The organism is Bradyrhizobium altum (assembly GCF_020889705.1).
Classification (GTDB): Bacteria; Pseudomonadota; Alphaproteobacteria; order Rhizobiales; family Xanthobacteraceae; genus Bradyrhizobium; species Bradyrhizobium altum.
In genome coordinates this window covers 1-9,899 of record NZ_JACMYP010000300.1, presented here as the reverse complement: position 1 = coordinate 9,899, position 9,899 = coordinate 1, and the positions used below count along the sequence as shown (strand labels likewise).

Sequence of the window (9,899 nt, the reverse complement as noted above, 5' to 3'; positions counted from 1 at the left end):
GACGCCATCACGCTGTCCGGCGGCTCCGCGCTCGGGCTTGACGCGGCCGGCGGCGTGCAGGCCTGGCTCGCCGAACGCGGCCGCGGCTTTCGCATCCGCGATGCGGTGATCCCGATCGTGCCGGGCGCGATCTGCTTCGATCTGCTCAACGGCGGCAACAAGGCGTGGGGACGCTTTCCGCCCTATCGCGATCTCGGCTACGCGGCCGCGAATGCCGCCTCCGACAAATTCGAGCTCGGCAGCATCGGCGCCGGCATGGGCGCGACTACCGCCAATTTGAAGGGCGGCCTCGGCTCGGCGTCTGCTGTGACCGACGACGGCATCAAGGTAGCCGCGCTCGCGGTGGTCAACGCGGTCGGCAGCGTCACGGTCGGCAGCGGCCCGTGGTTCTGGGCGGCGCCGTTCGAGGTCGACGGCGAATTCGGCGGACGCGGCCTGCCGCCCACGTTCACGCCGGACATGCTGAAGCTGCGGCTGAAGGGCGGCGCGGACGCCACCGCCGCCGAGAACACCACGCTCGTCGTCGTCGTGACCGATGCGCAGCTGACCAAGCCGCAGGCGAAGCGCCTTGCGATGATCGCGCAGACCGGCATGGCGCGCGCGATCTATCCGGTGCACGCCCCGCTCGATGGCGACGTGGTGTTTGCCGCGGCCACCGGCGCCAAGCCGGTCGATCCGCTGTTCGGCCTGACCAAGCTCGGCGCGATCGCCGCCAACACGGTGGCGCGCGCCATCGCACGCGGCGTCCATTCAGCCACCGCCCTGCCCTTCCCCGGCGCGCTGCCGAGTTGGCACGACCGGTTCGGTTAGGCGCTGACCGACAGCGACGACGAGGCCTGGGCCGAGATCGCCTGCGACTGGCGCTGGATCAGCTGCTCGATGAAATTGTAGGACGAGGTCGCGTTGCTGCCGGCGGAGGACGAGCTCGCGCTGCTGGTGGTGGAAGCCGCCGCCGGCGACGTCATCGACACCTTGGAGCCGTCGGCATAGGTCATCGTCGTCGTGGTCGAGCCGTCGCTGTTGGTCACCGACGTCGAGGTCGCGCCGTTCAGCGCCTGCATCAGCGGATCGGAGCTCGATCCGCCCGAGCTGCTGCTGGCGCCGGATCCGTCGGTCGAGCCGCCGGCCGCGTGGTGATGGTGATGGCCGCCGCCCTTGTGGCCCTGCAGGGCCTGCGACATCTCGTCGAGGCTGACGCTGCCGTCGCCATTGGCATCGAGCTTGGAGAACACATCGTCGGCCTGCGCGATGTTGGTGCCGCCGGCGCCGAGCGCATTCTCGAATTCGGTCTTGGTGATCCGGCCGTTGCCGTCGGCGTCGATCTGCGAGAACAGGTCCTTCAGCGCATCCGACCGGCTGGTCGGGGTCGCACTCGTCGCGGCCGTGGTCTGCGACTGGCTCTGCGCGTCGAGCAGCGCGCTCATGGTCAGCGGCGAAATCTGCGTGGAGCTGCTGCTGGAGCCTGTGCCCGTGCTGCTGCTGGTCGATGTCGAGGTATCGGTCGAGGCCGAGAACAGCCCGGTCGACTGATTTCCCTGCGTGGAGCTGCCGGTCTGTGTCGTCGACTTCGACGACATCAGCGAGCTCAAAAGATCGATGGCGGATGACGCAGCGCCAATGGCAAATAACATGGCAATACTCCAACAAGGCCGCGCCTGGCGGCTCAAGCGCTTGGCAAAGGCGCAGCAAGCGGCGTGCCATGGCAAAAACCCAATAAAACCAGGCCTTGGCGCATCGATGCAGGTTCCGCGCACCCGGCAAGAGCTGCCGCCGGCGGCAGAATTTTCCGGCTCCGAGGCGCGGTCCGCTCGCATTGCCCGCCACGCGTCCGCGTGTTAGGCGGGATCACCCGTCGCCCCCTGAAGCCTTTCGGAACTGCGCTATGACTCAGTCATTCACCCCGCGTCCCCTCGTTATCGCCCCGTCGATCCTGGCGTCGGATTTCTCAAAGCTCGGCGAGGAGGTCCGCGCCGTCGACCAGGCCGGCGCCGACTGGATCCATCTCGACGTGATGGACGGACACTTTGTTCCCAACATCTCCTATGGCCCCGATGTCATCAAGGCGATGCGGCCGCACACCAAGAAGATCTTCGACGCCCATCTGATGATCTCGCCCTGCGACCCCTATCTCGAGGCGTTCGCCAAGGCGGGCTGCGACCACATCACGGTACATGCCGAAGCCGGCCCGCATTTGCATCGCTCGCTGCAGGCGATCCGCGCGCTCGGCAAGAAGGCCGGCGTCTCGCTCAATCCGGCAACGCCTGTGAGCGCGATCGAATATGTGCTCGACCTGATCGACCTGGTGCTCGTGATGTCGGTCAATCCCGGCTTCGGAGGCCAGGCCTTCATCCGCTCGGCGATCGGCAAGATCTCTGACGTCAGGGCGATGACAGCGGGCCGCCCGATCGACATCGAGGTCGATGGCGGTGTCGCGCCCGATGTCGCGGGCCAGCTCGCCGCGGCCGGCGCTAATGCCTTCGTCGCCGGATCCGCCGTCTTCAAGGGCGGCACCGTCGAGGCCTACAAGACCAACATCGCCGCGATCCGCCATGCGGCCGCCGAGGCGCGCGGCGAAGCGATCTGACAGAGCGTTTTCGAGCGAAGTGGGTACCGGTTCGCGTGAAGAAAACGCGTCCAAACAAGAAATCTAGAACTTCGGTTCTGATCCGATCAGAACCGAAGTTCTAGAATAATGCGGGCGGCGTGGCGGCGGCCTCCGCCGCGCCGTCGTTGTCGTCAGCGTCCGTCGCCGGCGTCAGCCGCGACGGCCGCACCACGGTCACCGTGCACGGCGCTTCCCCTGCGACCTTGGCGGACACGCTGCCGAGCAGCGTACGCCGCATCGAGCTCTGCCGCGCGCCGATGATGATGTGGTCGACCAGGTTGACCGCGGCGAATTCCAGGATGGCGGCGGCGGGATCGATCGCCTCCAGCACATGCACGGTCAGCCGCCCCTCCTCGAGCCTGAACGGCCGCGCCCAATGCTGGAGCGCCACCAGGCGGTCGATATGCTTGTTCTGGCCCTGCTCGTCATGGGTGCGGTCGATCGCCAGGCGATTGAGCTTCAGCACGTTGACGCAGGCGAGCCGCGCCGACGGCGACGTCGACAGCACCTGCTCGGCGGTGACGCGGATAGTCTCGTTCAGCGTCTCGGTCCCCTCGCCGAGATCGAGCGCAACGGCAACGATCGGGCTCGAGGCGAGCTGCGCTGCGACATCGGACTTCGGCTGCGGCGGCGCCGCGCCAAGATTGAAGCGGCGTCGCCAGACTGTGCCGAACGGATCGCGGTTCTGCCGCTGCGCCCGCGCCGTCAGCTTGACCTGCTCGGGGTGGCCGAGATCGAAGGCGAGCTGCGCCGCGGTCGGATAGCGCGCGGCCGGATCGATCTCCAGGCAGCGCAGCACGATCTCCTGCAGCCACGGCGGATAATCGGGCATGAGCTTGCGCGGCGGAATGGGATCACGCCACAGCCGCCGGCGCATGCCGCGCAGGGTCTCGGTCTCGCCGAACGGGCGGACGCCGGTGGTGAAGAAATAGAGCAGCACGCCGAGCGAAAACAGGTCGCTGCGCGGATCGTCGCGCACGCCGAGCAGGCGCTCCGGCGCCATATAGGGCGCGGTGCCGTAAGGCAGCCGAAACTCCTCCTGCAACAAATCGGGCAGATGCTGGTGATGCGAGAGGCCGAAATCGATCAGCACCGCCTCGCCGCGCTCGCGGAACATGATGCTGCTCGGCTTGATGTCGTGATGGATGACGTTCTGCCGGTGCAGGCTGGCAAGCGCGGTCGCGACCTTGCCGCCGATCACCCTCACCTCCTCATACGGCAGCGGCAGGGCGTCGAGCCGCTTGTAGAGCGTCTGGCCGGGGATGCGCTCCATCACCACATATGCCTGGCGTTCGAAATCGCCGGTGCCGAAACAGGCCGGCACGTGCGGCCCCGACAGCCGCGGCAGGATCATCTGCTCCATCTCGAAGCTGACGATCGCAGCCGGATCCTCGCCCTCCGAGGTGAGCGGCACCTTCATCAACAGCGGCACGGTGATGCCCGGATGAGTGACGGTCCACAGCGTCGCCATGCCGCCGCGGTGCACGCGCTCGCCGATGGTGAAGCCATCGATCTCGGCGCCCGCCTGCATCGTCAGCGCCGCCATGTCGCTCACCTGCCGATCGAAAGACGATCGGCGAGCCAATGCGGCAGGCCATTGGCCTTGATCCGCGCGGCGGCGGTCGCGACGTCGTAGGGCACGCGGTAATAGGTGATCTCGCGGCTTGCGGTGTCGAACATCGCAAACGAAGCCGCGGGATCGCCATCGCGCGGCTGGCCGACCGAGCCGAGCACGGCGAGCCAGCGCCGCCCCGTCAACAATTGCACCGCGACGCCCGCGGTCGGAACGAAGCTCGTCATCTTCGCGGTCGGGGACATCGAGTAGAGGCCGGGACGATGGATGTGACCGCAGAACGTGATCTGCAATTCGGTTGCCATCATGCTGCGCGCGGCATCGGCAGTGTCGCGGACGTAGCGCCACTTCGCCGGATCGGAGGCCTCGGAGTGCACGTAGAGGCGGTTGTCCTCTTCCCGCGACATCGGAAGCTCGGCGAGGAACTCCTTCTGCTCGCCGCTGAGCCGGCTGCGAGTCCAGTCGATCGCGGCCTGCGCGTCGGCGTTCATGCTGTCGCTCGGCACGCCGATCGCATTGTCATGATTGCCGCGCACCGCGATTGCGCCCTTCGCGACGAGGTCCTTCACAGTATCGACGGCCCATTCGGGATCGGCGCCATAGCCGACGATGTCGCCGAGGCAGATCAGCCGCTCGGCGCCGCGCGCACGCGCAGCATCGAGACAGGCCGCGAAGGCCTGCCGGTTGGCATGAATATCGGCAAAGAGTGCAAGCCGCATCGAGGTCCGCGCTGCTGATCCCTGCCCGATATCAAGCACACGCGGCCCCGGGCTCGCAATCGGGCCAAAGGCATCAGGTGGTCAGAGGATGTTGGAAGAAAGGTCGGCTAGGGCTTGCACGCCCGCACGCCCCGCAGCAGCAGGGCCATCAGGGCATCGATCCGCGCCGGACATTCCGGCTTGGCCCACTCCTCGGCATGCGCCGGGTGGTGGTAGCGGACGGTTGCGTCGAACACGGCTCGTGCGGTCGCCTTCACATTGTCGACCTCGAACACTCCCTGCGCGACACCGTCGGACAGGATTTTCGCGATCAGATCGACCTGCTTGTCCTTGTAGGCTTCCACCACCTCACGCGCGCCCTGCGCGAGTGCGAGGTAGGTCGCGAACATCTCGGGATCGTCGCAGACCTTCTTCTGCTTGATTGTAAAGGCGGTGCGCAGCCATTTCTCCAGCCGTTCCGGCGCAGGGCCATCGCTCGCTGCGAGCTTGCACAGCGGCTCGTTGGCGCGGTCGAGCCAGCGTTTGGCGACCGCATCGCGGAGCGAGGCTTTGCTGGGGAAATGGCGGTATACGCTGCCGTGGCTGACATCCAGCGCACGGGCAACGTCGACAACGGTGGCCTTGGCGAGCCCGAAGCGCCTCAATACATCCTCGGTTGCTTCGAGGATCCGCTCGGGTGTCAAAACCACCGCCTCGTTCATGCGTTTACCGTCTGGTTATCGCTGTCCTGCCCGCGGCTGAACTTGGCAGCCTGGGCTGCCAGATGACGGGCGACGCGAAGATTGAGCCACTGTTGAATCTGGGCGGTCAATTGAAAGATTTCTATCGTCATGGAGGTAGTCCTTCGAGGTAGTCAATTAAGTACGGCTCCCCCGGCCAAACGCCGGAACAGCCACTGGGCGCCCTCCTCCCTTGGGCTGTTTGTTATATACACCATCCCGCTGACAGATTTCAATATCTGTCAGACAAACTTTGCGAGATGACAGCTATGCGGTCGGGACGGGCCCCCTGCGGCCCGGCCGTGCGGCGCGCTACACCGTTCCGTGAGCGGCCGGGGCGACTAGCCAGTCCGTGCCTATGTCCCCCTCAGGGCTACCCGGGAGAGGTTTGCATGGACCGGCCGATGACCTTCAAGGAGATCGCCAAGATCACCGCGGGCGCGGTGGTCTCGCTCGTCATCGTCGGGTGGCTGATGGTTCTCGCGATCGCATTCCTGACAGTGCTCTGAGGCATCGGAACCGGGCTCCGGAATCGAAAGGGGCCGCTTCACGCAGCGGCCCCTTTGCCGGGAAAATGGCTTGGGGATGAAATCTAGCCCCGGTTAGCCCCAAGACTACACGGTTCAGGGAATTGAGGAATTCCGGATGACTACTGTCCACCCGGCTGACCGATTATTGGCGATCCCTATTTTTATGCCATCCGCGTGTCGGTGCGCATCCATCTATTGCTGCTCGTCCTTGGGCGGCATTCGGGGTGGTGGCAGCGGCGTGAAGACCGATCCTTGCGCGCCGGCCGGCGGCGGCACGAAGGTCCCGGTCGTGGAGTCGCCACCGGTGGTCTCCAGAATCGTCTTCGGCGTGATGTACTCCCTGACGAAATCCATGATGGTCCCGTCGCCGCCGCCGAAATCCGCCGCCCGCCCGCCCTGCGGATGCCCGGCCTTGATCTCGTTGTCGGCGGTGTGGGTCTGCTCGGCCAACGCGTCGCTGTAGGGAATCCGGAAGGCGCGCGGCACGGCGCTCGGCCGGTTGTCTTCATCGAGCGCCTCAACCCAGAGATAGATCGAGCCCGGATCGCCCTCCAGGGAATGCGGCTCCACGATCCGCGTCGACAGCAGCTTGAAATTCGCCGGCAGCTTCTCCGCGGAGGCCCAGCCGAGCAGGCCGCGCATGCCGCCGAAGCTGACGAAATAGAACGCGCTGGTCACGACGATCACGGCAGCCTTCAGCGACCAGTGCAGCCGCGCATAGACCAGCACGATCAGCAGCAGCGCGCCGACCGCCGCGTAGGCGACCGCAAGCGTGAGAATGACCGACTGCAGACTAATCACGGCGCATCCTCACCCCGGTCTTCGGGTCGAGATCGGCGCCGTTGGCGTGGACGTTGCGAAACGTCTCCAGCAGCGATTTCGGCCGCTGGTCGACGTTGATCACGTTGCCCTCGGCGTCGATGCGAAACCTGACCGCGGTCTTCTCGTCGCCGGTGTGAGTGACGGTCAGCTTGTCGTCGAAGATGACCTGCGCCGTCGGATTGAGCTTCTGCACCTTCACATTCGCCTGCACCGGCTCGCCGGTCGTCGCCTGGAAATGCGAGACGTTGACGGTGTATTCGCCGGCGACGATGCCGCGCAAGGTGACGATTTCCTCGCGGATCGGGGAGGCGATCTTCTTGCCGTTGACCACGATGAAGTCGTTGGCGCCGCCGCGATCGTCGCGATCGAGCGTCAGGAAGCCGGCCTCGCGATGCCGGTACCAGGCGATGTTGCCGGCCGGGTCCTGCACGAACAGGTCGAGATCGTCAGGATGGTTGTCCGGCCAGTCCATCGTGATGATGAACTCCGCCTTGGAGTCGATCTTGCCTTCCTTGGAGTCCGGCGACACCGAAAGCAGCGCGAGGAAGAACAGGAAGGCGATCACCTGCAGCGCCTTGAACAGCATGACACCAAGGGGATCGAAGCTTTCCTCGCGCGGATAGAGCCCGAACTCGTCCATCATGGCGGCGTTCCAAGGGGCGTACCAAGGCGGCGTTCCAGCGCCGGGGTGACGTGCGTCTCGGTCAGCACGACGGCATCGGAGAACACCCGCTGGGTCGCGGAATCCAGCATGTAGTACTGGATCCGGACCAGGATCGATCCGATCAGCCCGGCCAGCGTCGTGTACATCGCGACCGCCATGCCGTCGCTCATCAGGCCCATCGACGATTTCATCGCGACCTTGTCGGCGGCATCGAGCGAGGCGATCGGCGCCAGCATGATGATGAAGCCGATGATGGTGCCGAGCAGGCCGAGCTTCATCAGCGTGTCGGAGACGAAGGCGCCAAAGCCGTTCGACCCGCGCAGGCGATCGGCCAGCGTCCGCAGCAGCAGGGTCTGGTCGATGCGGCCCTTGGCTTGCGCATCGGCCTTCTGCACCAGGCTCCTGATGTGATCGGTGACGAGGCCACCAGGCAGGCGGCGTGCATCCGATGCCAGCGCCCCTGATACAAGCGCCTTGGCGCCGTCGGGCGCGGCGAGGATGGCGCGGCAGCCGCGCGCGACCTCCCCTTCCCGCGCAATCGCCCGCGTCCGCCAGAAGCAATGGATGCAGGTGACGATGTAGAGCACGGCGATGACGCTGGAAATGTAGGTGCGGTCGGAACTGACCATGAGACGGATCAGCCCGTAGCGCCACAGCAGGAAGGCGGCGAACACCGAAAGCCCGGTGAAGATCATCCAGAGCAACAGGACGCTGCGCTCCGCCGCATCCGTGCCGGCCGATGCGGCGGCGGCGCCGACCTTGCCATTCATGCTGCGTGAGCTCCCTGTGACGATTGTTCCATGAGGCTCCGCGGCGGCCTCGCCTGCAGTTAGAGCAGAGCCGGCGTGTGTCGTCCAAAGACATCTGCCCAAGTTTCGTCGGGCAAATTTCCCGACCTGCATGGCTGGGCATGCTTGCACTTGCCGGGAACGGGGTTGCTGTTACGCTTCGTCCCTCATTCTGGATCATGCTCCGGCTGTGGAGTGATCGCATGCGCCTCGTGCTTCAACTGGTCGCCCGCCTGCTCGTCATCGTCGCGCTGTGCCTGGCCGCGGCCACCTTCTGGGCCACGATCGATGCCTATCGCAGCGTCGATCGCGCCACGTCGGCGTCCGCCGAGCGGGTCTCGCAGGCACTTGAAGCATTGTACTGGCGCGAATTGCTGCTGCGCAGCAACCGGATGCGCGAGCAACTGCTGCCGGCGCCGGACTGGCGCACCATCGAAACCATGGGACTGATCGCGCCGGGGATCTGCGTGCAGTCCGAACCGGCCGGCGCCTTCGAGAAGCCACTCTGCGGCCAGAGCAAGGGCATCGGTAGGGCACCGCCGCGCTGGTTCGCGGCGACCGTGCAGGCCGTGCTCGGCGATCACGCGACCGTCGAGCGGCCGATCAGCGCTCGGGCCGCGACCGCCGGAACCGTCCGCGCCATCTCCGATCCGGACGCCGCGATCGCGCTCGCCTGGCAGCACATCCTGGACAACATCCATGTCGCGCTGCTGATGGCGCTCGCCATCGCGCTGCTCGCCTCGCTCGCGATCGCACACACGCTGGCGCCCGCCCACTCGATCGTGTCAGCACTGCGGCGCATGGCCGACGGCGAGTACCGCACGCCGCTGCCGCGCGTCCGCTCGATGGATCTCGCGATGATCGGACGCGCCGTCGGCGATCTCGGCGACCGCCTCGCGCAGGCCGAGGAGGAGCGCACGCTGCTGACGCGGCGGCTGCTCGAAATCCGCAGCGACGAACGCCGCGCGCTGGCCCGTGAGCTGCACGACGAGTTCGGCCAGAATCTCACCGCGATCCTCGCCTTCGCCACCACGATCGAGGCAAGCGCCGGCGACAAATACGCCGCCGGCACCGAAATTACGCAGGACGCGCGGATGATCTCGCAGGCCACGCGCCGCATCATCGCCTGCCTGCGCGATACGCTGAACCGCCTGCGCCATCCGCCGGCCGAAGAGCTCGGGCTGGAGGCAAGCCTGGTCGATCTCGTCGACAGCTGGCGATCGCGCACGACGCAGCCGATGATCCAGCTCGATTTGCAGGGCGATCTGGCCGACATCAGCGGCACGGTCGCCGCGACTGCCTATCGCATCGCGCAGGAGTGCCTGACCAATGCGCTGCGCCACAGCGCCGCGCGCGAGATCGTGCTGCGGATCGAGCGGCGCACCGGAGCCGAGAACGCGCTGCTGGTGCGGGTCGAGGACGATGGCGGCGGCGATGCCGCCAAGGTGGCGCAGTCGGCGGGCTTCGGCCTCACCGGCG

The 9,899-nt window shown here is 66.4% G+C and carries 11 protein-coding genes; 3 read left to right on the top strand and 8 right to left on the bottom strand.

The window, feature by feature from the left end:
• Positions 1-810: P1 family peptidase (locus tag H8B02_RS40850; protein WP_229171349.1), on the top strand; the 810-nt coding region annotated here is incomplete at its 5' end.
• On the opposite strand, the gene H8B02_RS40845 is transcribed toward H8B02_RS40850, so the two are convergent.
• Positions 807-1,631, bottom strand: a complete 825-nt coding sequence (locus tag H8B02_RS40845; RefSeq protein ID WP_229171348.1) for an EF-hand domain-containing protein — start codon at positions 1,629-1,631, stop codon at positions 807-809. The two genes, H8B02_RS40850 and H8B02_RS40845, sit on opposite strands and share 4 nt — an antisense overlap.
• Before the next feature lie 251 nt (positions 1,632-1,882).
• Between H8B02_RS40845 and rpe the strand changes: the two genes are divergently transcribed.
• Positions 1,883-2,584 carry a ribulose-phosphate 3-epimerase gene (gene rpe / locus H8B02_RS40840; RefSeq protein WP_212309949.1) on the top strand — a complete coding sequence of 234 codons (702 nt, stop codon included), beginning with the start codon at positions 1,883-1,885 and terminating at the stop codon, positions 2,582-2,584.
• A gap of 100 nt (positions 2,585-2,684) precedes the next feature.
• Here rpe and H8B02_RS40835 read toward each other — a convergent pair whose 3' ends face one another.
• The 7 genes from H8B02_RS40835 to H8B02_RS40810 all read right to left on the bottom strand — a co-directional run bounded on the left by H8B02_RS40835 (position 2,685) and on the right by H8B02_RS40810 (position 8,402).
• Positions 2,685-4,151: a serine/threonine protein kinase gene (locus H8B02_RS40835; RefSeq protein WP_229171347.1), complete on the bottom strand. Its 1,467-nt coding sequence runs from the start codon at positions 4,149-4,151 to the stop codon at positions 2,685-2,687.
• A gap of 5 nt (positions 4,152-4,156) precedes the next feature.
• On the bottom strand, positions 4,157-4,897 hold the full coding sequence (locus tag H8B02_RS40830) for a metallophosphoesterase family protein (RefSeq protein ID WP_229171346.1): 741 nt from the start codon (positions 4,895-4,897) through the stop codon (positions 4,157-4,159).
• Positions 4,898-5,004: 107 nt separating this feature from the next.
• A complete protein-coding gene (locus H8B02_RS40825) occupies positions 5,005-5,598 on the bottom strand; it encodes a TetR/AcrR family transcriptional regulator (RefSeq protein WP_229171345.1) in 594 nt (197 codons plus the stop codon).
• Complete coding sequence (locus H8B02_RS48275; protein WP_256375171.1) at positions 5,595-5,729, bottom strand: hypothetical protein; 135 nt, start codon at positions 5,727-5,729, stop codon at positions 5,595-5,597. The genes H8B02_RS40825 and H8B02_RS48275 overlap by 4 nt, the downstream gene beginning before the upstream one ends.
• 609 nt (positions 5,730-6,338) lie before the next feature.
• A complete protein-coding gene (locus H8B02_RS40820) occupies positions 6,339-6,947 on the bottom strand; it encodes a hypothetical protein (protein WP_229171344.1) in 609 nt (202 codons plus the stop codon).
• On the bottom strand, positions 6,940-7,611 hold the full coding sequence (locus H8B02_RS40815) for a DUF2135 domain-containing protein (protein WP_229171343.1): 672 nt from the start codon (positions 7,609-7,611) through the stop codon (positions 6,940-6,942). The genes H8B02_RS40820 and H8B02_RS40815 overlap by 8 nt, the downstream gene beginning before the upstream one ends.
• Positions 7,608-8,402, bottom strand: a complete 795-nt coding sequence (locus H8B02_RS40810) for a MotA/TolQ/ExbB proton channel family protein (protein WP_229171342.1) — start codon at positions 8,400-8,402, stop codon at positions 7,608-7,610. Before H8B02_RS40810 ends, H8B02_RS40815 begins: the two co-directional genes overlap by 4 nt.
• Positions 8,403-8,623: 221 nt before the next feature.
• On the opposite strand from H8B02_RS40810, the gene H8B02_RS40805 reads away from it, so the two are divergent.
• A partial coding sequence (locus tag H8B02_RS40805; protein WP_229171341.1) for a sensor histidine kinase occupies positions 8,624-9,899 on the top strand: 1,276 nt, incomplete at its 3' end.

Bases quoted from the DNA above. Each gene is read 5' to 3' on its own strand.
- H8B02_RS40845 (WP_229171348.1), bottom strand. From the start codon at position 1,631: ATGTTATTTGCCATTGGCGCTGCGTCATCCGCCATCGATCTTTTGAGC.
- rpe (WP_212309949.1), top strand. From the start codon at position 1,883: ATGACTCAGTCATTCACCCCGCGTCCCCTCGTTATCGCCCCGTCGATC.
- H8B02_RS40835 (WP_229171347.1), bottom strand. From the start codon at position 4,151: ATGGCGGCGCTGACGATGCAGGCGGGCGCCGAGATCGATGGCTTCACC.
- H8B02_RS40830 (WP_229171346.1), bottom strand. From the start codon at position 4,897: ATGCGGCTTGCACTCTTTGCCGATATTCATGCCAACCGGCAGGCCTTC.
- H8B02_RS40825 (WP_229171345.1), bottom strand. From the start codon at position 5,598: ATGAACGAGGCGGTGGTTTTGACACCCGAGCGGATCCTCGAAGCAACC.
- H8B02_RS48275 (WP_256375171.1), bottom strand. From the start codon at position 5,729: ATGACGATAGAAATCTTTCAATTGACCGCCCAGATTCAACAGTGGCTC.
- H8B02_RS40815 (WP_229171343.1), bottom strand. From the start codon at position 7,611: ATGATGGACGAGTTCGGGCTCTATCCGCGCGAGGAAAGCTTCGATCCC.
- H8B02_RS40810 (WP_229171342.1), bottom strand. From the start codon at position 8,402: ATGAATGGCAAGGTCGGCGCCGCCGCCGCATCGGCCGGCACGGATGCG.